This is a genomic window from Bacillus sp. Marseille-P3661, assembly GCF_900240995.1.
Classification (GTDB): domain Bacteria; phylum Bacillota; class Bacilli; order Bacillales; family Bacillaceae_J; genus OESV01.
The window spans coordinates 1,720,747-1,740,925 of record NZ_LT965953.1; the positions used below are offsets into that span (position 1 = coordinate 1,720,747).

Genomic DNA, 20,179 nt, shown 5'->3' on the forward strand with positions numbered 1-20,179 from the left:
GGAAGGATAATTCCATGAAAGCACAAGGAACTCTAAAAGCACGTGAGATGTTTGCCATCATATCAATATTAATCGGCATTAAGCTTTCTGACATGACACCAACTATATATGCGCAAACAGGGAAAAATAGTTTTTGGTTGATGCCTATTATTTCTTTCGTCATCATATTCCCTTCTGTTTTATTACTATTAAAATTGCTAGAAAGGTATAAAACCAAAAATCTTGTTGAATTAACCCGACATATTTTAGGTTCAAAGATCGGAAGTTTCGTTTCGTTTATTTTTTTTCTTACAACTTTTTCCGCCCTTTCCATTGACAGTAGAAATTATGTTGAAACACTAAGTATCTTGTATTTTGAGGAGTCTCCTGAGATAGCATTATATTTAACTTTTATGCTTATATGCGCATTTGGAGCTAAGAAAGGATTTGAAACTATAGGTAGTACCGCTTGGGCTGTATTGCCTTATATCAAAATATCCCTCCTTCTCCTTATTGTTATTGTTATGAAAGATGTGGTTTGGTTAAGAATATTCCCTATTTTTGGAGGTGGATTTAAGGACATTGTAATGGATGGTGTAAAAAAAGGAGCTATCTTCGGTGATTTGTTTATCATTACAATAGCCTATCCTCTTGTAAAAGATACAAAAAGTTTCCACAAAGGATACTTATTTGGAACATTTTTTGCTTTGTTTGAGTTAACGTTATTTTATTTAATTTATTGTACATTTTTTGATTATAAATCCATCGCAAAAATTGCGTTTCCCTATCATGAGATTACACAGTATGTTAACGTGGGGACATTTTTCACGAATTTGGAAACATTTTTTATGACCTTTTGGATTCTGGCTGCATTTATTCGTTTCATTTTATACCTTTATGTAGCTGCATGGATCTTTGGCGCGATTTTTAAAATTAAAGAATTCGAACCTTTGGTTTTTATCTTAGGATTCATCTCACTAACTGTTGGTATGCTACCTAATGGTCCGATTATAAATACGCTAACCCTAAGAGAGAACTTTTTGAATATTATTACCCCTTTTTTTGTTTTATTCCCGGTAATGTTATGGGTAGTTGCTAAATTCAAAGGGGAGTTGACTAGAACATGAAAAGTACATCAATTCTATTTATACTTCTATCCATATCACTCCTGTTGTCCGGCTGTTACGATAAAATTGAACTTGAACAACAATCCTATGTTGTCGCTTTAGGATTGGATCAAGCAGCAGGAAAAAAAGGGCTATTCGACATTACATTTCAGTTAGCAAACCCGGAAGTAGGGACATCTGCTCAAGGCGGAGGGGCTGATGAACCGTCCAGAGAAACCGTAACCTTGCCCGCAAATGATTTCGTAACAGCCAAAAATACTGCAAACTCATTTGTAAGCAGAAAAATTACTCTGGACTTTGCGAAAGTACTAGTAGTTTCGGAAGAGTTAGCTCGCTCAGAGGAGTTTTTAAAAATAATGGAAACAGCAGCTCGAACAAAACAATTAAGAGAAAACGTAAGTATAATTGTATCAAAAGAAAAGGCTAGTGCATTTTTGAAAAATAATAAACCTAAAACGGAAACGAGACCGCATAAGTATTTCCAGTTCATGATCGAACGGGCAAGAGAAACAGGAATAATCCCTGAATCCACCGTCCACCGTTTTTTTCAAATTACAGAAGGAGACGCAGACCTATTCCTGGCCATATATGCCACAACAGAAAAAAATTATAAAAAAGATAGATATGAGGACGATTACAAAGCAGGTGAAATTCCACACAAAGGTGGAAATAATACTGAGTTTATGGGATCTGCAGTATTTAAAGAAGGTAAAATGATCGATAGTATAACTGGTGAAGAGACACGTATTGCAAACATTTTAGATAATACAGTAGAAATGCAGGATGTATTAGCCACTTACCCAGACCCGAAAAATGAAAAATATCAGATAGCAGCAAGGTTCACCAAAAAGGAAGATACTGACATTAAAGTTTTTTATCATAAAGATAAACCTTCAGAAATAAAGGTAAAGGTTCCAATTCAAATCGAAATATTGGCAGTTCCTAGCTTAATCGATTATTCATCTAATAAAGAAAATAGAGAATTGCTGAAACAAACAATAGAAAAGACTCTAAAGAAAAAATATGAAGAGTTTATTGAAAAAACACAAGAAGAATATAAAACAGAACCATTTTATTGGTCTCTCTATATAAGAAAATATTTCACATCCATAGAAGAGTATGAACAAGCTGATTGGAATAAGAAGATCTACCCTAATGCAAACATTATAATTGAGGTCGAATTAGAAAAATTAAAGTTCGGAAAGTTATTAAGAAGCACTAATTTTTCGGAGGTACAAGACTAATGATGTTAGCATTTTTAACGTATGTTATAGGTATAGTTGTTGTTATATATACAAGCATACATTGCATAAAAGTGTTCAAGGAAAAAAATAAAGTTGGCGGGATTACAATCATCGTTCTAATCCTCGTTGCGCTCTTTTGTCCATACATAATCTTGACAGTATGAAAAGATATTAGGGGGGATTCCCCCCAATGCACAGTTCATCCAATTAAAGTGACTAGGCACTCGGAAAAGGAATAGCATTATGTGGTGCTATTTAAATAAATAATTCGACTACGGAAGAAACAATCTGGTTTAAACCAATTACCTTCACCTCTAAAATGTGTAATTCACTCATGATAAAGGCAAAACTTAAGAAGCATGTATAAATAACCAATGCCTTCACCTTTCTTGCCTTCATCATACGGCGATAATCCATAAAGGAGATGGAGATAAAGAGGATGAATAATAAAAAAGTGTCCATTACTCAGGCACATCCTTAAGTTTTACTTGTGTTGGCTCAATGATTAACCCAGTTCTCCTTACATTAGACTTCACTTTTATATCAAACTCCACACGATCTAAGTATGCATACGAATCACGGATTTCGCTCCAATAATCAGGATAGAATCGTCTTAACTCTCTCCCAATCCCGTATATATCAGAATCCATATCTTTAGCAATTTGAAATTCGTTAACTACATTCTCTTCTAGGTTTTTAGCAATTTCTTTCTCCACTGATCTTAATTGCTCTTTCCTTAACAAGTCGATGTTACATGTCTGGTCAAGCAAATTCCCCTCCAAAGTTACATCTACCTTAAAAATAATTTTTTCGCTTTTCACTTGTGGTAGAACATTGCTTTGAAAATCAGTAATTTGAAATGCAAAGAACTCATCTTCCTTTTGACTCTCAGGGCATATACCTTCAATTATAGAGAAATTCAACTTGTTATTTATGATTTCTATCCCTAATGTTTCAGGTCCAGTAACATAACCTTTTAACTTATCATGGTTAAAGATCGCAACACCATCTAACTCAAACGTTTCTACTTCTCCCCGAATTTTCTTTGGATTAATTACATCTAGTACCGGCTCTATACCGGGGGTCGCGAGAATTGTCATCAAGTCTCTTAGCTTAACCTCCATTACGTTTATTTGTCTCAACGTCGATCCTTCGATCAGATCAGCCATCGATTTTGCTGGAACATCGCCTAGCTCTATTTTGTTGTTTAATAAGTCCTCTGCAGTACCTTGGGTCACAATAACCAGTGCTCCTGCCCGACTATCACTATCTCTTTCAAACCATGTAATTACTGGCCCTATTCCCTCTTTTGCTAGTTCTTCACCGAAAATAATTATTTGTAAGTGCGCCCAATAAAAACGACGTGGAGACAACTCATTTAAGTTTCTAATCGCACCCATAACTGTATTTCCTGTTGCAGAAACACTCCAGGTAGGCAACTCGGAGCCACTACCACCTTTCTCTCCAGAAGGTGGTTTAATAACTTGAGCTGTTATTTTATATTCTTCTTCCACCTTATCAACACCTACCCCCATCACCACAGCTACTTCATTTAATTCCTTTTTATCCCAACAACCACTTAAAAAGAATAAACAGAAAACAACTAACCAACAATTCTTATACTTCATACTATCTATTTCTCCCGTTAAAATGATGGTCTTCGCTTGGGTTTGGCATCCTATTTTGATTATCATCTGTAATCTCATCTGGTCTTTGATTCATATCCCACCAAGGAACTCTAATAAATAAATCTTTCCAATCTTCCTTATGAAAAGGAACTGCAGGTGATAAGTAAGGTACGCTAAATGATCGTAAAGAATTTAAATGAATGAATAAGAGGAGTAATCCGAAAATCAGACCAAATGCCCCTAAAACAGCAGATAAAATTAATAAGATAAATCTTATTAATCTTGCAGTGATTGCGATATTGTAAGAAGGTGTTGTGAAGGAACATATAGCCGTTAGCGAAACTGCAATAACGGTTGCTTGACCAACCAGACCCGCTTCAACTGCCGCTTGGCCAAGTACTAAACCACCTACAATCGAAACCGCTGCACCAACGGTTTTCGGCAATCTTAGCCCCGCTTCCCTTAAAACTTCAAAGGTAAACTCCATTATTGCAATTTCTATTGCAATACCAAAGGGTACCCCTTCTCGCTGTCCAGTGATCGCTATTAATAATGGAGACGGTATCATTTCTTGGTGGTAAGTGAGTAAAGCTACATATAATCCTGGTAAAATAAATGATAGTATAAAAGTAAATCCCCTCAACATTTTCATAAAGCTTGCAAAATCATAACGTTGATAATAATCTTCGTTAGATGTTAAGAAAAGACCAATTGTTGCAGGAACCAATAGTACAACAGGAGTTCCATCAACGATTATGGCAATTCTACCCTCCAATAAACCAGCTGCGATTCGATCGGGTCTTTCTGAGTTAAAAACCGTTGGAAATGGTGTATAACCGTTAGGATCTTCAATCATCTCCTCTATATAAAGTGATTCAAGGATGCCATCTATATCTAACTTGTCTATACGTGAAATAACTTCTTTGACAATTTTATCTTTGGCTATTCCATCTATTGAAAGGACAGCTATGGAAGTTTTAGTTTCCTTACCAATGGATTTCTTATATACCTTTAACTTAGGTGTTTTTAACCTTTTTCTAATTAATCCAATACTGGATATCATCGATTCATTAAAAGATTCACGGGGTCCGCGGACAACCGTCTCTACGGTAGATTCTGAAACAGGTCTTCTTTCCCCACCTGTCGTTTCTGCAGCATAAGCTCTTGTTTGTCCATCCATCAAAATAATTGTATAGCCTAGTAATAGATGTTCAACTAGTTCTTTATGTTTGGTCAATTCCTTCAATTTAGTTATAGACAAAATAAGATTGTCAAAAGTAAATACTTCACTAGTAAGTTGACGATTTAAGGGATGGATTACATAGTGGTCGATTGTATCTTTTTCCACCAGGCTATCTATAAACATAATTGCAATTGTCCGATTATCACCTTGCAGATACCTAATGGAAAAATCAGAATCATCACCAAATAATTCTTTATATCTTTTAATATTTTTATCAAGCTCAGACAGGAGTAATGGATTTTCTTGATCGCTTTTAGAGTTTTTATAATTCGTTTGTTTAGCTTTTTCCCAATTCCTAAACATCATCATTCCGCCCCTCTAACCTTTCTTTTTGCCTTTTTAAACTGGCTTATAACTAGTAAGACAAGAGGTAAAATAAATCCAACAAATGTAACATAATAAGGATAGTAATCTTTTAAAAAGCGGAAAACTCCTATCAAATCCTCACTATTTACTATAGAAACGATGGCAAGCAGTGCTCCAATAGGAACGACCAAAATTTTATAGTTTTCCATCTTAAATAACTGGGCTATACCAAGAACAATGGCATACAGAAATAAAGACACTTTTGTGAAAGATCCTAATGACCAAAGAAGGATCCCTAAGATGTCCAATCTTTGTAATGCGCCTATTTCTATATCTCTTAATAGTAGGAAGGTAGGAAAGTAAAGGCCCTGTGCTCTTTCTTCCCCATAAATTGCAACAACGCCCGTAACTGGACCAATAAACATAATAATCAGGAGTAACATTGTAATGATGGAGTACCTTTTTAGTTGTTTTGTGTCATTCACAAAAGGAAAAACCATACCTAAAACAAAAATCGAGGTAAATAATGAAATAATTGAAAGAGTGCCATTCCATGCAGGACCCATTCCGTCTTCTAGAATTGGCAGGAAATTACGATAATCCTTATCCTTATGTGTAAGGATAGAGGCCAAAATCCCTATGGGTATTAAAAAGACAAGGATCGCCTGATTCGTTCTCGCAATTACTTCAAGACCACAGCGCACCGCATATCCAGCAAGTATTAGTATAGCGATTAAATAAACTAAAATAGGTGTTCGCGGTGTAACCGCAGTAGTATAAAAATCTCCAAATCCTCTAATAGATAAACTAGCTTCATGAAGAAAATATATCAAAAAAGTGATTACGACCAATTTACCCAACCATTTTCCAAGTATCAATTGACAATACTCAACCATAGTACAACCTTGATAACGTTGTGATAAAAGAGCGACAATAAAACCAGTTAGGATGGCCGGAATTATAGCAAGTATTAAAGAAATCCAACTATCTCGACCAGCATGGCCAATTATTACAGGAATAAACAAAAGATGGCCAGTTACTGTAATACTTGAAATTCCTAGCATTAAGGCTTGTATCTTAGTAATTTTGATCTTTTCCATGAAGGCACCTCAATACTTAGTTAAGTTAGTACTACTAGTTATAGTCATTAAATACTTAGATTAATCCCAACAAAATAAAAACCAGAGGGACAGGTCCATTGGCTCGTTTGTTGAGCCAATGGACCTGTCCCTCTGATCTAGAAACTTAGATATTCTTTACTCTTGATAAGATAACCGCAAACTCTGCTCTTGTGATTAATTTATGTGGTCTAAAGGTATTATCGGAATAGCCACCAATATATCCACTTGAGATTGCCTTTTGAACATCACTATAATACTTATCTGATTCATTTATATCATTAAATTCAACATCATTTTCATTATTTGAATTTGATTCCAATTCATATGCCGTATTAATTATAGCCGATACTTCTTCCCTAGTTAATTGATCAGTAGAATCTTTCTCTTCTAACTCAATATCACTTGGGAATTCTTTCTCACCTAATGATCTAGTGATCATTGTCTTTACTTGTTCATACGTAATGGGGTCTTCAGGATTAAACCCATTCCCATCACCGCTAACAATTCCATCTTCTTTTAAGTCCTTAATTTCATCAAAAGCCCAATATTGCGATGATACGTCATTAAAAATTTTCTCAACATCTATGATCTGTTGTGAAGTTAATACTCTTCGGGCCCCTATGTACCGTGAATTCCAATAACTTTCATTCAGTGAAGATATTGTTATCCCCTTAGAAGTTGATGCATGAATAAACTTATTGTTTTCTATGTAAATCCCTAAATGAGATGGACCAGTTCTATATGTTTGAAAAAACACCAAATCCCCTTTTATTAAATCTTTTTTATTTATTGCCTTACCTGCCTTAAATTGCTGGCTTGTAGTTCTTGGCAATTGAATGCCTTTTTCCTCAAACACATATTGAGCAAACCCTGAACAATCAAACCCAGCTGATGGTGACTTTGCACCAAATACATAAGGTGTGCCTATATATTTTTTTGAATTTTTAATGAGGCTGTCAGCTGTACTTTCTGCGTTAACGATTGTAGTAGAAAAACAAATTGTAATAGCCATTACGACAAGTGAAAATATCTTCTTCATCTTCGGTGATCACCTCCAAATTTCTTGTTGTTGAATTATCTATTATTCTATCAGAAAAATGTGAAGAAATTTTGTAAGAAACGAGAATTTCTTATATTTGTAACATTCTTGTAAATTTTTTAAAATCGCCTCATATTTTTTTCCAATCATGATTCTTTCTATCTTCCGCTCTCATTCAAATATTTACTAGAAAATATTATACAAAAAAGAAACCATCACACCGCAAACAAAAGTTAGAGTTATGATGGTTAAAATATAGAATCCGTAATATAGTATTTAATTTACTAATCTTTTATCTATTTTTATGATATGGGCTTTAGTTTTTGTAAGTTCTACTTTAATACCTTTTAATTTTAGTTTATTCACAATATCAACCATTGAAATTGTTCGATTACTGTTAGTAAACACACGATCACCTCAGAAAATTAATTGTTTTCTTCCATTTTCACAGGGAAAGTAAACGTAAAACAACTTCCTTTGCTTAATTCACTTTTCACTTCAATCTGTCCATGCATTAACGAGGTTAAATTTTTTACAATTGCTAAGCCGAGTCCTGTTCCCCCATATTCCTTCGAACGTGATTTTTCTACTCGATAAAATCTATCAAATATGAATGGTAAATCTTTTTCTGGTATTCCTTTTCCCGTATCCTGCACTGTAATTTTTACAGATTTCTTACTCTGCCAAATATTAATATCAATTTGTCCTTGATTCGTGTAGCGGATAGCATTTTCAATTAAATTTATAAAAATCTGCTCTAATCTAAATCCATCCACATGTAAAAGTGCTACATTCGGCTCAAAGTTAAACTTTAGTTTAAGATTCTTCTCACTTACTTTTTGTTTTGTTTTCCAAATGGCACGTTCCATGACCTCGATCACATCTATCCATTCAACTTGAATATCGAGTTTATTTAATTCCATTTTTGATAATTCAAATAAATCTTCAATTAACCGAGACATTTTTTCCGATTCTTGTTCAATGGTTAGTAAATATCGCTCTTTCTCATCCTCTGTTTCATATAATTGATTTCGAATGACTTGGGCATACCCCTTTATATAAGTCATAGGGGTTCTAAGTTCATGTGAAATAGATGCTAAAAATTCCTTTCGGTTTTCCCGATAATCATATAATTCTACTGCTAAATCATTGATCGCGTCCGCTAATAAACCGATTTCATCCTTTGATTGACTTACTACTCTCGTATGTAACTTTCCTTTAGCGAGATTTCTTGTTGCCTTCTCCATCTCAAGCAACGGACGCGATAACCTATTTGAAACGATGTAAGTGAAACCCAATGCTATTATAATTGCACCCGTAACAGATAACATCAATGACTGACGAAACAAAGCAATAGATTGATAAATATCTTCCAACGAAGTAAATACAAGAATTACACCATGCACTACATTATCATTTTTTATTTGTTTTCCTGAATACAAATAATGATTATCTGTGACTCTGTCCTTGTACTGTCCTGGTTCGTCAACTCTTAAATCATTCATAAATGGATGACTTTCTGGTAATGCTTGTCCTTGTGTAAATTCGGAGAAACCTGAGCTAGAAATGATTTTACGATCGGAAGATATAATTAAAATTTCCGTATCTGTCAACTCAGCAATTGCATTAAAAAAGCTAGAAAAGGTAGGATCATAGATATCATCAATAGACCTAGCATATTTTGCTGATAAGTCATCAATACGTTCGTACATTTTTCCATAAAAGAAGTTTGAAAAAACCTGATCAATAACGATCCCTAATGGCAGGATGATAGTTAGAATTAGTATTGCAATCGTACCGCCTATTTTCGCAACAATTCCCAAACGTTTCATGTTAAATCATCAGGGGATTGAAATGAATAACCAACTCCCCATACCGTTCGTATCGGATTAAAGGATAAACCAGCTTCGCGAACCTTAATTCTTATATTTTTAATGTGGGTATCAACAGTGCGTGCATCTTTTGGATCATCAATTCCCCATATTTTATCTAAGAGTGTTTCACGATTAAATATTCGTTTTGGGTTCATAGCTATTAATGCGAATAAATCAAACTCTTTTGGTGTTAATTCAATAATTTTACTATGAACGGAAACTTTTCTTAAATCGGTATTGATGCTCATTTCATCAGCTATATTTATAGTTGAATCATTATATTGTTCCTCTTTATAATAGGATCTTCTTAGAAGAGCGTTCACTCTTGCTATAAGCTCTTCAGGTGCAAATGGCTTTACCAGGTAATCATCTGCACCTATTTCTAAGCCGCGAACTTTATCCTTGATATCCGTTCTAGCTGTCAACATCATAATAGGCAGTTGTCTTTTTTTTCTAATTTTTTCACAAACATCCCAGCCAGACATGTCAGGCATCATGATATCCAAGATAATTATGTCAATAGGAGTTTGATCGACTATTGCGATCGCCTCTTTACCTTCCTTAGCCTCAATCACTTTAAAGTCACGTTGTAAATGAATCTTCAATAAATTTCTCATATCCCATTCATCGTCAACTATTAATATAGTAGGTTTTTCCAAATTACAGCACCTCCAACTTCACGGATAATATGGACCTATCAACGTAGTAGTTGACTCGCAATTTTTCACCTACTACAATTATTAGTATCTTCAAAGCTAAAATATATTGTACCAATAATATGTGTAGATTTTATGAACCTAAGTTTAATACTGGGATTCCTTTTAAAGTTAATGAGAAAAAATAGAAAAGCAGGCCTCATTTAAAAGCCTACTACCTATTTTTTAGGATTTACTTTTCGTTTTGCTTTTTCATCATGATCACCTTCATCTACACGATCATTTTCTAAATTTTTTCTGACGCTTACTTTATATGCTCCTTCTTGATAGGAATTTACACGCCATGATTGATCAGTCATTGATATCCCCCTTTCCTATTACTATTTTTGTATTGTTTCCTCATTTTTATAAAAGATTCAAACCGTTCAATAGTGCATCGTAATTTTACAAATAATTTTGACAATTCAGTTAAATTGACAGATAATATATTGTAGATAAAGGAGGCACGACATGAAATCGAAGATATTAAATGCAGTAAAATATATAAGTGGTACTATACTGACAATTGGAATTATAACAATCTTATTTGGTTGTTTTAAAAGCAGTTACAGCATTTTAACACCGATTGGAATTGGAACGGTTATCGGTGCTATTTTTATTTTCTTGATTGGCGTGTTTTTTGTAGCGACGGAAGAAATGCTGGAAAAAACGCCAAAAGGAATAAAGGTTACTCCAATTAAAAAGTTAAAAGGATTACCATCAAGGCACTCCTTTTAACACATCCAATTACATATCCCAGACTAACGCTAGCAATGTTCCGAAAACCGTAACGAGAGCGATGATTAATCCGTAATAAACGTTTGTAAAGATGGCTCCCTTATCCTCGGTTTCACCAGCATGCATAAACACTACAAGCTGAAGACCTGCTTGTACGAATGCTGTTACAAGCAGCACGGTTAAGCCAACCGCGAACGACATATTAAAGAAGTATACAGCAAGAGCAACGGCAGTAAGGATCAATGAACATATAAATCCCATTACTTGTTTGCGCGGGAATAATTCGCTCATATCTACATCATTCCTTTCAAATAGATGAAACTGAAAATGAAAATCCAAACTACATCTAGAAAATGCCAATACAGAGAGAAGATAAATGCCTTATTGGTTGTTTGTGGTGTTAAGCCGCTTTTATTCACTTGCAAGATAATAAATAATCCCCAAAATAAACCAAGTGTTACGTGTGCTCCGTGTGTTCCTAATGTTGTTAACAGGATGGATGTAAATGCGCTTGTTTGTAAGGCTGCCCCTTCGTGAACATACGTAATGAATTCAAAGATCTCAACTCCTAAAAATCCTAGACCTAAAAAAAGTGTGATTGAAAAGAATGTCAACATTGCTTTTACATGAGCTATACGCATCGCATGTATAGCAAGCCCAATCGTAAAACTACTTGTTAAAAGCAAGATCGTTTCAACTAGCACCGGAGTGATTTGAAAAATCTCTGCTCCAGCTGGGCCGTTACCTGTGCGATTCACTAATGTGAAGTAGGATGCAAATAGCGTTGCAAACAGCATTATTTCGGCACCCAGAAAAATCCAGAAACCTAAGATTTTTAAGCGATTTTCATCCGTACTATATTCAAGAGGCAGCGAGTGATCAATTTTCATATTTAGGCACCTCGCAATTTTGTTTCTGTCTCTTCAATTTCTTGAACTGTGATGTAATGGCCGTGATCTTGTTCAAATGAACGGAGAGCCATACATGCAAAAATCCCTATTGTTGTTACAATGACAGGAATCCACAAACTGAATATAAATGAGAATCCCCATACGAAGAAAATACAACTCATGATAAACGGTATCCCGCTGTTATTTGGCATATGAATTTTCTCATAATCACCATTAAATAAAACAATACCTTTTTTCTTAGCATCCCAAAATGCTTCATTTGATTCAACATGTGGCAGTACTGCAAAGTTATATTCCGGTACTGGGGTATGGGTTGCCCACTCTAGCGTTCGTGCATCCCAAGGATCGTCTCCAATATCTCTTGAAGCATAACGAGTGCTGTAGTAAATGTTATATACAATTAGTACAAACCCGATCGCCATAATCATAGCTCCAATAAACGAGACCATATTTAGTGGACCAAATCCAGTTGATTCAGAGTACGTATACATTCTGCGGACTTGACCATCTAAACCTGTAATATACATCGGCATAAACGCTAAGGTAAAGCCAATGGAAAGCAGCCATGCCGTCCATTTGCCTATCTTCTCATTCAACATGAAACCAAATATTTTCGGCCAATAGTAAGTAAGACCTGCAAGCATAGCGAATACTACACCCGGAATGATTACGTTATGAAAGTGAGCGACTAAAAACATCGTATTATGGTATTGGTAATCAGCCGCCGACATCGCAAGCATGACCCCGGTCACACCGCCTAATGTAAAAAGCGGAATAAAAAGCATCGAATATAGCATTGGCGTCGTAAAAACAATCTTCCCTTTCCTAAGCGTCAGTATCCAGTTAAAGAGCTTCACTCCAGTTGGTACTGAAATCGCCATTGTTGTAATCGAGAATATACTGTTTGTTAACGCCCCTTGCCCCATTGTAAAGAAATGGTGCGCCCATACTAAAAAGGATAAAAGTGAAATAATCACCATCGAGGCAACCATCGATTTATAGCCGTACAGATTACGACGTGCAAAGGTTGAAATAATTTCACTAAATAAACCAAATGCCGGTAAAATTAAAATATACACTTCAGGATGGCCCCACACCCAGAAGATATTTGCCCAAAGCATATCCATCCCGCCATTATCCAATGTAAAAAAGTTTGTTCCAAATTGGCGGTCCATGGTTCCCATTGCAAGGCATACGGCTAATACTGGGAATGCAAATACAATAATTACACTTGCGATAAAAGCAGACCATGTGAACATTGGCATTTTCATTAATGTCATACCAGGTGCTCGCATTTTAAGAATAGTTGTAATAAAATTAATCCCCGTCATTAACGTCCCAATTCCAGCAATCTGAATGGCGATCATATAATAATTGGTCCCTACAGATTCACTAAACTCATTACCTGCAAGTGGGAAATAAGAAGTCCAGCCCGCATCTGGCGAACCACCAACGACGAACGAGATATTGAATAACATCGCTCCCATGAAGAATAACCAGAAACTAAGTGCATTCAAACGCGGGAACGCTACATCACGTGCCCCAATTTGCAATGGAACTACGAAGTTCATAAAGAACATAATAAATGGCATCGCCATAAATAGGATCATTACAATCCCATGCGTTGTGAAAATTTCATTATAGTGCTGTGCATCTAAAAGTGTGTTCTCTGGTACGGCAAGCTGTGCGCGCATCATAATCGCATCGACACCACCGCGGAATAGCATTAGCAATGCCGAAATTAAATACATAATACCGATACGCTTGTGGTCTACGGTTGTTAACCATTCTCGCCATAGGTAACCCCATTTTTTAAAATATGTTAAACCAGCAATTATGACAATTACGGTTAAGCTAATGGCCACCATCGATACATAAATCGCTGCACTTGGATGAGGTACCGCAAATCGATCAAAGAAATCCATATGCTTGTGACTCCTTTCAAGAATTATTACTTGTCATGTTTTTAATGGAACAGCTTGGTAAAATCTTAATGTTTCATGTTGTTATGATCAGAATTTTCTCTGTGTAACTTTATGTCAGATATAGTGGATTTCCCAGATTTAGCATCTTTGTCTGAATCAGATGAGTCAGCGTGATTGTGGCTATGTGGAGCCGGTGAGAAATCTAAGTGAGTCCCTGTATACGTTAACTGTCCTAGATGACCAGGTTCTAATAACTCATTGAATTTATCTTCGGTTAGAGATTCAGCTGTTTCCTTAACCTCTTCTACCCAATCATTAAATTCATCTTCAGGCATAGCTTTAACATTAAATGTATTTTCAGCGAATCCTTTCCCACTGAAGTTTGCATTTCGTCCCATATATTCCCCTGGAACATCCGCTGCTAAATGTAATGTGGTCACCATGTCACCCATTGCATATTTTTGTCCACCAAGCTGCGGAATCCAGAAACTCGTAATCGGACCGAATGAATATAGTCTAAATTCAAGCGCCCGGTCTGTTGGAACATACAAATAATTAACAGTTTCAATGTCTTCATCTGGATAACTAAAATGCCACTTCCAGTTAGAAGATGAAGCATAAACGATTAATGGTTCTTTATCCTCGTATCCTTTTGGCGTAGCCTCAACAATAAAGTTACTTTGAACAGAAACGAAAGAAAGATAAGCAACAATTAATACAGGAATGCCCACACAAATCGCCTCAACCCATGGATTTCCTTCAATGTGTGGTGGCTCATAATCTTCACTTTGTTTAGAGGCTCGATATTTTACGAGCATAATAACTAAAAGTGTGAAAACGACAACAACAATAAAGGACATAATCCCAATGGATAACATAATGTCATTGGATAGTCTTTCAGCTTGTGGCCCTTTAGGATCTAATACCATCAATGGTTCACATCCTGTTAGCACTGTGGCAATAGTAAAAATAAATACTAAGAAACCCCATTTGAATTTCATACAAGTACTCCTTTCTTTAACCAGGAACCCAAATCTTTACAACTAGAGTTGTTACAATATACTACTAATTACAATTAGTTATATTAACAAGTAAGTTTGTAGATATTGTGAAGAACTAAAACAAGTCACAAAATCGTCACAAATGCATCACTAAAAACCATCTGCCCTTAACATTGTTTGAGCGAAAACAAAAAACGAGCACTAGGTAGCTTTAGTACCAATGCTCGTTATGAACGAAAATCTGCTTAATTTTAATTAAACCTTTCAAAATGAATCAAATCCTGGCCTGTATCAAAAACTATATAGCGGAGGTGACACAAATGGAAAAACATTTAAATGATGAAAAAAATTCAATGCCTAAGGCTGGGGTTGTCTCCGAAATGAGTCCAGTCCATAACTCAAAACCGCCCATTGTAGAAATTAATGAGCCTATTAAAGAAGGGAATTTTAAAGAAATAAGAATATAAGCCAGAGGTGAGTGAGGTGAGTCAGAGGGACAGCGTATAATGGTAAATAAGTCAAGGGACATTTTTATTTAAAAAAGGCCGACCTTAAGTAAAACCTACAAATTCCATTTTTTGTAAAGTTCAACTATCACAGAAAAGTATATATAGAGCTCCTCTAGAACGTGAAAGGATCTTGCTTTTTTCATCCTACAGAGATACTGCCTAGCGATATAAACTTTGATTTTCACGTATTATTCGTACTTATAGGACAAGATCCATAACGCTGTCCCACGAGGTCATTAGCCTCAGGTTCGATGACAATGTGATCTAACGTCCTAGAGGAGCTCCATTTTTCTAGTAAAACAAGTGTTAGTAAAGTAATTTTTTTATGACAACTAATCTTTTAACTATGCTGATAGGCCACTTGATAACGAGACGTGCTTTTCATAAAACTTTTTTACATTTTTAGTTCGTAGCTTTTTGCTTAATTCTTTTAATAACACATAGTTCTCTTGTCTTGTTTGGTATAAAGTTTGATTACGAATCATTGAAAAGGCTAGACGAATCATTCGATTTCCAATGGCAATATAGGCTTGACCGGTTAATTTACCTCTATCTTTTAAAGCTAGATATTTCTCCTTCATTTCAGGATTGTTGGTAGACAAGGATTTTCCCACTTGATATACAATATTCCTAAAAGGTCTCCTCCCTTGTTTAGAAATACCATAATACGTCGGTTTTCTACCGCCGGATTGTTTGACAATCGGATTCGTCCCTGCCATCTTTATAAGTTGCCCCGCGTGAGTGAAATCGGAGATTTCCCCCATTTCTGCAAACAATTCAGCCCCGGTCACAACCCCAATACCTGGTACACTAAGAATCATTGCACCTTCTGTTTCTACGAACAAATCTTCAATCTTTTCCTCTAAGACCTTGATCTGTTCCTTTAATAAATCCAATCGATCAAGTTTTTGGGTCAGAAGAAATAGTTCCACTTCCACATGGTCTTTTGATTGAGAAATGGATTCTTTCGCAAACTCTACTAAGGTCTTTATACAATCGTCTCTTAATTTAAGGTTTTCACGAATAGATAGTTTGCGTAAGCCTGCCTCTCCAAGGGCTAGTATATCGCTTGGATGCGGGTAGTTTCTCATCATGAAGAGGGAGGCTTTACCAAATAGATCAGAAAAGGGTTTTATATGTTCACGCTTTCCCTTAATCCATATACTTTTTCCTTGGTACTCCCTAAAAATATGGTCCATGTGCATTCTTATAAGATTCTGCGTCATGGTTTGTTCGTTTACCAATTCACGACGAGCACGTGTTAACTTTTGTAAAGTGTAAACTTTACCAGAAGATAGTTCACTAGACGTCCCTCGACCATGAAGGATAGATTGTACAATAGCCATAAGATCTAAATTATCTGTTTTCGCCCAATTTAAGAGCGCTTGTCGTTCTTGTGCGGTTGTGGCTGCATTTATGATGCGTACATGATAACCTACAGTATGACATCTCCGTACCAGGTCCTCGTAATAGTGCCCCGTTGTTTCAATACCGACAATCACTTTTTCTTTCCCATGTTTCTCTTTTTCAATTTCAATGATTCTTTTAATAGCGTCAAATCCCGTCATGGATGCATCAAACTCAAAAGGTTTAACAAGTATATCCCCATAAAAGTTACAAACCATTGCCTTATGAGTAAATTTAGCTGCATCTATTGCCACGACTAATAAGTTCTCAGTTCCAATGTCTCGCAAAAATTGTGCCCATCGACTTCCTTTTTTTCCTTGAATATGATTCAATGATGTATATACCATCGTTTTCATCTCCTTTGGTCGGGATAGTAATTGGAAGTTCTGTGATAGGTACTTCTATTTTACAATGAAAACGGTGGTCTTTTTATTGTTTTTGAACTATTTACTATACTAGGTACACTGGTCGTTCTATGATTAAATTAAGCCACGGGACCTGTCCCTCCGACCCATGCACCATTACTCGTGATGCCAAAATAATGCTATAGTTCCTTCTCCGGCATGAACAGCTAATGAGGAGCTGATTTCTCCAATGAATATATCAAGATCAGGTATTGTTTCTTTTATTTTCTCCTTAAGCTCTATAGCCTTATCTAATACATTACCGTGCATGATTCCAACCTGTTTTACATGCCCTTCTTCGCAAGATTGTTTTAATAAATGTATAATTCTGGCAGTCGCCTTTTTCTCTGAACGAACGCGTTCCAGCAATCCTAACTCACCTTCATTATTAATAGATAAAATAGGCTTAACTTGAAGGAGATTGCCTAATAAAAATTGAGCACCATTCATTCTTCCACCTTTATATAGCTGCTCTAAATTGCCTAACAATACTAAATTTTTACTCCTACTAATCTGATCTCTAAGTTCATTCGTTATTTGATTTATATTTTTACCCTCTTCTGCCAACACTATCGCCCTATCAATAAGCTCAGTAATCGAATACGAAAGAGAATAGGAATCTATCACTTCCACTTCAAACTCAGCTTGCTCTTTACCAGCATTAGAGCTTGAAATCGTCCCACTTAATTTACTAGAAACATGAAGAGCAATTGCATGATCGTATTCCTCTTTCAACTTTTGATACAGTTCTATAAAATTACCAACGGAAGGTTGAGATGTTTTTGGAACATCTTTATTGTTTTTAATCATATTGTATAATTCTGCCGAAGATAAATTCACTCCATCTTCGTACTCGTGATTATTAGCAATAATTACGATTGGTACCACATATACATCAGGATGGTTTTGTAATTCTTCTGATAAATAAGCAGTACTATCTGTTACAAAAGCAATTTTTTTCTTCTCCATAGCAACTCCCCTCTCCCTCTACCTACCCTTTCATTATACAAGGTGTTTCCCCATTATATTTTATAGTTCTAACTTTCATGAATGTTTTCCTCTAGAACTTTTGTCGTCCTACAATAACACATACTTTTGTCTCTACTCCCCTAACTTAAATCGAAAAAATTAAGGCAACTACTACTCCTTTTTCTTATTAGTTGTATACTAGTCCATACATTTATTTTATATCATCCATAAACTTACAATAAGGAAAGGATGTGACAGCAAATGAAGGATCGGGAGGATAGAAAAATAGAAATTACTTTTAATGAGGGAATTAAAGTAAATTTAAAAGGGTCAGCTTCCTTCACTATAGGAAAATCGTGCACAAGAGGAACAGTTAGTAAGACAAAGAGTAACACGCTCGTTCAAGTCTCAGGTGACGATAACAAAATTAACGTAAAGTCGTTAGACTCTCCTATTAATAATTCAAAGAATCCAGACTATTATCGTTCAAATTAGAGTTTTAAAACTTATCTATACAGTGTTTTAAAACATTTATTTCAAGATATGACTCCTGCTTTAACAAATTTTTTTTATCAGAATATAATATTAATAATGGAGGGAGGATTCTTATGCCTTTTGATTCAGAACCTATTGGAATAAATATTTTTGGTCCTTTTAGCTGTAATAATGTAGACGGAAACGGAAGTGTTACAGTCGGGGAGGCTTTTGTTCAAACACCATATAGTCAAGTAAAGCTAAATATGACTGGGCAAGTATATGGTTATTATAATTATAATTTGATCCAGCCAATTGGATCACCAATTTATGATCCGGATGTCCAGGATTCCGTGATGCCAATCAGCTCTATGCCTTTTGGTTTAGAGGATTAAGCTAAATAAAAACCTTATATTGCAATCCCGCTTAAGAAAATATAGGTAATAAACCATCTGAAGATCAATACCTAAAGAGAGAAGATTATCTTCAGATGGTTACTTTATCGACTTATTGACCTTCACATAAAGAAAGAACCAAATATTCAAGTAAGATATACTTTTGATACTTCTCAAGGTATTCGATTAATTTTGTATATAAAAAGCTTTGCTGCTCTGGGGTTAATCCGTTTATTGATGTATCCCCTGATATTTCTGAAACGTATTGAATAAACAACTGTTTTAATCTCTTGAAGTATTGATCATCTTGTTGTGATACAACCACTGGGTGAATTCTGTTTAAAAAAAGATGTTCCAATATTTCGGGTGATTCTTCTAATTCTTTAATAGAGGTTGGCAAGTCATTTAAATGCAATCCACTTTTAATAACTTCTAGAATTTTGGTTGGATCATTAACGTTCACACCTGGCTTTTGTACATGTACTGTTAACTTATCTGGAGACGTTTGAATCGATTGTTTTTCAAGTAAACCAGACAAAAAAGCATCAATTAGAAAAATAATAATGAATAGTGACTTTGCTTCAACTTCAATGCTGTCAGCATGCTTTTTACATAGCTTTCTATCAATCGTTGGATATACTAGTTGATTTTCCTCAAATTGAATTTCGTTTAATTGTTTTAGCGTTTTCATAAAATAAATTAATTTGGATGCTGGTATCAAAATGGTTTTTCGTTGTATCCCAAACTTTACTTAATACTTCTTTGTTTACTGCTAATTCTTGAATAAAAACTGGTACATCTTCAATATCTAGAAGTTGTTTTATTTCTACATATATTTCTTTTATTTCTCCGGTAGCTTGTTCAGGGGGAATTTGTGACTTCTTCTTCTTTTTTTTCTTATCTTTTTCTGCGACACCAATTCCAACTGTACCACTATCCTCCACTTCACTAATCTTTATTTCATTAATGAAAAAACGGTGGATCCCATTGGCTTCTTGTATGTTTTTTTCAATCAAATGTCCAAATTGAAGGGTCCCCTTAACCTTATCAATATTTATACGCTGGATATGATATTCATAGATATTTAAATGATCCAGATAAGCTTTTAATTGCTGATTCCACTTTTCTAGGTCATAAATTTGATTACGAAGTCTTTTCATTTCATGGTAGTACCATTGATCTGAACTCAA

24 protein-coding genes are annotated in these 20,179 nt (G+C 35.2%); 7 read left to right on the forward strand and 17 right to left on the reverse strand.

Annotated features, from left to right (window positions below):
* Positions 1-14 precede the first annotated feature (14 nt).
* From C1724_RS08050 to C1724_RS25530, 3 genes are read left to right on the forward strand one after another with little or no spacing between them, the layout of a single operon-like run.
* Complete coding sequence (locus C1724_RS08050) at positions 15-1,106, forward strand: GerAB/ArcD/ProY family transporter (protein ID WP_102346165.1); 1,092 nt, start codon at positions 15-17, stop codon at positions 1,104-1,106.
* Positions 1,103-2,350 carry a Ger(x)C family spore germination protein gene (locus tag C1724_RS08055; protein WP_102346166.1) on the forward strand — a complete coding sequence of 416 codons (1,248 nt, stop codon included), beginning with the start codon at positions 1,103-1,105 and terminating at the stop codon, positions 2,348-2,350. The genes C1724_RS08050 and C1724_RS08055 overlap by 4 nt, the downstream gene beginning before the upstream one ends.
* Positions 2,350-2,514, forward strand: a complete 165-nt coding sequence (locus C1724_RS25530) for a hypothetical protein (RefSeq protein ID WP_180994175.1) — start codon at positions 2,350-2,352, stop codon at positions 2,512-2,514. Before C1724_RS08055 ends, C1724_RS25530 begins: the two co-directional genes overlap by 1 nt.
* 91 nt (positions 2,515-2,605) lie before the next feature.
* Here C1724_RS25530 and C1724_RS08060 read toward each other — a convergent pair whose 3' ends face one another.
* The 9 genes from C1724_RS08060 to C1724_RS25535 form a co-directional block, all read right to left on the reverse strand.
* Complete coding sequence (locus C1724_RS08060) at positions 2,606-2,812, reverse strand: hypothetical protein (protein ID WP_102346167.1); 207 nt, start codon at positions 2,810-2,812, stop codon at positions 2,606-2,608.
* Positions 2,812-3,978, reverse strand: a complete 1,167-nt coding sequence (locus C1724_RS08065; protein ID WP_180994176.1) for a Ger(x)C family spore germination protein — start codon at positions 3,976-3,978, stop codon at positions 2,812-2,814. Before C1724_RS08065 ends, C1724_RS08060 begins: the two co-directional genes overlap by 1 nt.
* A gap of 1 nt (position 3,979) precedes the next feature.
* Complete coding sequence (locus C1724_RS08070) at positions 3,980-5,530, reverse strand: spore germination protein (RefSeq protein ID WP_258000309.1); 1,551 nt, start codon at positions 5,528-5,530, stop codon at positions 3,980-3,982.
* The gene (locus C1724_RS08075) at positions 5,527-6,627 is read right to left on the reverse strand and encodes a GerAB/ArcD/ProY family transporter (protein WP_102346169.1); all 1,101 of its coding nucleotides are present in this window, start codon (positions 6,625-6,627) and stop codon (positions 5,527-5,529) included. Before C1724_RS08075 ends, C1724_RS08070 begins: the two co-directional genes overlap by 4 nt.
* A 145-nt stretch (positions 6,628-6,772) precedes the next feature.
* On the reverse strand, positions 6,773-7,687 hold the full coding sequence (locus C1724_RS08080; RefSeq protein WP_102346170.1) for a C40 family peptidase: 915 nt from the start codon (positions 7,685-7,687) through the stop codon (positions 6,773-6,775).
* A 276-nt stretch (positions 7,688-7,963) separates the two neighbouring features.
* Positions 7,964-8,095 (reverse strand): hypothetical protein, encoded by a 132-nt coding sequence (locus C1724_RS26045; RefSeq protein WP_258000310.1) that lies wholly within the window; start codon positions 8,093-8,095, stop codon positions 7,964-7,966.
* 17 nt (positions 8,096-8,112) lie between these two features.
* Positions 8,113-9,519: a sensor histidine kinase gene (locus tag C1724_RS08085; RefSeq protein ID WP_102346171.1), complete on the reverse strand. Its 1,407-nt coding sequence runs from the start codon at positions 9,517-9,519 to the stop codon at positions 8,113-8,115.
* Positions 9,516-10,220: a response regulator transcription factor gene (locus tag C1724_RS08090; protein WP_102346172.1), complete on the reverse strand. Its 705-nt coding sequence runs from the start codon at positions 10,218-10,220 to the stop codon at positions 9,516-9,518. Before C1724_RS08090 ends, C1724_RS08085 begins: the two co-directional genes overlap by 4 nt.
* Before the next feature lie 215 nt (positions 10,221-10,435).
* Entirely contained in the window at positions 10,436-10,576 is a 141-nt protein-coding gene (locus C1724_RS25535) for a hypothetical protein (RefSeq protein ID WP_180994177.1), read from the reverse strand.
* Positions 10,577-10,727: 151 nt separating this feature from the next.
* Here C1724_RS25535 and C1724_RS08095 point away from each other — a divergent pair, with 151 nt between their 5' ends.
* Positions 10,728-10,994 (forward strand): hypothetical protein, encoded by a 267-nt coding sequence (locus C1724_RS08095; protein WP_102346173.1) that lies wholly within the window; start codon positions 10,728-10,730, stop codon positions 10,992-10,994.
* Between the two features lie 9 nt (positions 10,995-11,003).
* Here C1724_RS08095 and qoxD read toward each other — a convergent pair whose 3' ends face one another.
* The 4 genes from qoxD to qoxA all read right to left on the reverse strand — a co-directional run bounded on the left by qoxD (position 11,004) and on the right by qoxA (position 14,831).
* Positions 11,004-11,285, reverse strand: coding sequence for a cytochrome aa3 quinol oxidase subunit IV (qoxD, locus tag C1724_RS08100; RefSeq protein WP_102346174.1), 282 nt, complete (start codon positions 11,283-11,285; stop codon positions 11,004-11,006).
* Positions 11,286-11,287: 2 nt separating this feature from the next.
* Positions 11,288-11,884, reverse strand: coding sequence for a cytochrome aa3 quinol oxidase subunit III (qoxC, locus tag C1724_RS08105; protein WP_102346175.1), 597 nt, complete (start codon positions 11,882-11,884; stop codon positions 11,288-11,290).
* Positions 11,885-11,886: 2 nt separating this feature from the next.
* Positions 11,887-13,830, reverse strand: coding sequence for a cytochrome aa3 quinol oxidase subunit I (qoxB, locus tag C1724_RS08110; protein WP_102346176.1), 1,944 nt, complete (start codon positions 13,828-13,830; stop codon positions 11,887-11,889).
* Between the two features lie 65 nt (positions 13,831-13,895).
* Entirely contained in the window at positions 13,896-14,831 is a 936-nt protein-coding gene (qoxA, locus tag C1724_RS08115) for a cytochrome aa3 quinol oxidase subunit II (protein WP_102346177.1), read from the reverse strand.
* A gap of 320 nt (positions 14,832-15,151) precedes the next feature.
* Between qoxA and C1724_RS25540 the strand changes: the two genes are divergently transcribed.
* A complete protein-coding gene (locus C1724_RS25540) occupies positions 15,152-15,298 on the forward strand; it encodes a hypothetical protein (RefSeq protein ID WP_180994178.1) in 147 nt (48 codons plus the stop codon).
* A gap of 386 nt (positions 15,299-15,684) precedes the next feature.
* On the opposite strand, the gene C1724_RS08120 is transcribed toward C1724_RS25540, so the two are convergent.
* Positions 15,685-17,094 carry an IS110 family transposase gene (locus C1724_RS08120; protein WP_102344753.1) on the reverse strand — a complete coding sequence of 470 codons (1,410 nt, stop codon included), beginning with the start codon at positions 17,092-17,094 and terminating at the stop codon, positions 15,685-15,687.
* Between the two features lie 174 nt (positions 17,095-17,268).
* Positions 17,269-18,120 carry a DegV family protein gene (locus C1724_RS08125; protein ID WP_102346178.1) on the reverse strand — a complete coding sequence of 284 codons (852 nt, stop codon included), beginning with the start codon at positions 18,118-18,120 and terminating at the stop codon, positions 17,269-17,271.
* 261 nt (positions 18,121-18,381) lie between these two features.
* Between C1724_RS08125 and C1724_RS08130 the strand changes: the two genes are divergently transcribed.
* Together C1724_RS08130 and C1724_RS08135 are read left to right on the forward strand one after the other, a co-directional pair.
* Positions 18,382-18,615, forward strand: coding sequence for a hypothetical protein (locus C1724_RS08130; RefSeq protein ID WP_102346179.1), 234 nt, complete (start codon positions 18,382-18,384; stop codon positions 18,613-18,615).
* Between the two features lie 113 nt (positions 18,616-18,728).
* On the forward strand, positions 18,729-18,989 hold the full coding sequence (locus C1724_RS08135; RefSeq protein WP_102346180.1) for a hypothetical protein: 261 nt from the start codon (positions 18,729-18,731) through the stop codon (positions 18,987-18,989).
* A gap of 112 nt (positions 18,990-19,101) precedes the next feature.
* Here C1724_RS08135 and C1724_RS08140 read toward each other — a convergent pair whose 3' ends face one another.
* Both C1724_RS08140 and C1724_RS08145 read right to left on the reverse strand, forming a co-directional pair.
* The gene (locus C1724_RS08140; protein WP_142386532.1) at positions 19,102-19,680 is read right to left on the reverse strand and encodes a hypothetical protein; all 579 of its coding nucleotides are present in this window, start codon (positions 19,678-19,680) and stop codon (positions 19,102-19,104) included.
* Positions 19,643-20,179 carry a hypothetical protein gene (locus C1724_RS08145; RefSeq protein WP_102346182.1) on the reverse strand — a complete coding sequence of 179 codons (537 nt, stop codon included), beginning with the start codon at positions 20,177-20,179 and terminating at the stop codon, positions 19,643-19,645. The genes C1724_RS08140 and C1724_RS08145 overlap by 38 nt, the downstream gene beginning before the upstream one ends.

Excerpts from the sequence above, each read along its gene's own strand:
- C1724_RS08070 (WP_258000309.1), bottom strand. The coding sequence starts at position 5,530 with ATGATGATGTTTAGGAATTGGGAAAAAGCTAAACAAACGAATTATAAA.
- C1724_RS08065 (WP_180994176.1), bottom strand. The coding sequence starts at position 3,978 with ATGAAGTATAAGAATTGTTGGTTAGTTGTTTTCTGTTTATTCTTTTTA.
- C1724_RS25535 (WP_180994177.1), bottom strand. The coding sequence starts at position 10,576 with ATGACTGATCAATCATGGCGTGTAAATTCCTATCAAGAAGGAGCATAT.
- C1724_RS08130 (WP_102346179.1), top strand. The coding sequence starts at position 18,382 with ATGAAGGATCGGGAGGATAGAAAAATAGAAATTACTTTTAATGAGGGA.
- qoxC (WP_102346175.1), bottom strand. The coding sequence starts at position 11,884 with ATGAAAATTGATCACTCGCTGCCTCTTGAATATAGTACGGATGAAAAT.
- qoxD (WP_102346174.1), bottom strand. The coding sequence starts at position 11,285 with ATGAGCGAATTATTCCCGCGCAAACAAGTAATGGGATTTATATGTTCA.
- C1724_RS08080 (WP_102346170.1), bottom strand. The coding sequence starts at position 7,687 with ATGAAGAAGATATTTTCACTTGTCGTAATGGCTATTACAATTTGTTTT.
- C1724_RS25530 (WP_180994175.1), top strand. The coding sequence starts at position 2,350 with ATGATGTTAGCATTTTTAACGTATGTTATAGGTATAGTTGTTGTTATA.
- C1724_RS08085 (WP_102346171.1), bottom strand. The coding sequence starts at position 9,519 with ATGAAACGTTTGGGAATTGTTGCGAAAATAGGCGGTACGATTGCAATA.
- C1724_RS08095 (WP_102346173.1), top strand. The coding sequence starts at position 10,728 with ATGAAATCGAAGATATTAAATGCAGTAAAATATATAAGTGGTACTATA.
- C1724_RS08060 (WP_102346167.1), bottom strand. The coding sequence starts at position 2,812 with ATGGACACTTTTTTATTATTCATCCTCTTTATCTCCATCTCCTTTATG.
- C1724_RS08055 (WP_102346166.1), top strand. The coding sequence starts at position 1,103 with ATGAAAAGTACATCAATTCTATTTATACTTCTATCCATATCACTCCTG.
- C1724_RS08135 (WP_102346180.1), top strand. The coding sequence starts at position 18,729 with ATGCCTTTTGATTCAGAACCTATTGGAATAAATATTTTTGGTCCTTTT.
- C1724_RS08075 (WP_102346169.1), bottom strand. The coding sequence starts at position 6,627 with ATGGAAAAGATCAAAATTACTAAGATACAAGCCTTAATGCTAGGAATT.
- qoxA (WP_102346177.1), bottom strand. The coding sequence starts at position 14,831 with ATGAAATTCAAATGGGGTTTCTTAGTATTTATTTTTACTATTGCCACA.
- qoxB (WP_102346176.1), bottom strand. The coding sequence starts at position 13,830 with ATGGATTTCTTTGATCGATTTGCGGTACCTCATCCAAGTGCAGCGATT.
- C1724_RS25540 (WP_180994178.1), top strand. The coding sequence starts at position 15,152 with ATGGAAAAACATTTAAATGATGAAAAAAATTCAATGCCTAAGGCTGGG.
- C1724_RS08125 (WP_102346178.1), bottom strand. The coding sequence starts at position 18,120 with ATGGAGAAGAAAAAAATTGCTTTTGTAACAGATAGTACTGCTTATTTA.
- C1724_RS08120 (WP_102344753.1), bottom strand. The coding sequence starts at position 17,094 with ATGGTATATACATCATTGAATCATATTCAAGGAAAAAAAGGAAGTCGA.
- C1724_RS08140 (WP_142386532.1), bottom strand. The coding sequence starts at position 19,680 with ATGAAAACGCTAAAACAATTAAACGAAATTCAATTTGAGGAAAATCAA.
- C1724_RS08050 (WP_102346165.1), top strand. The coding sequence starts at position 15 with ATGAAAGCACAAGGAACTCTAAAAGCACGTGAGATGTTTGCCATCATA.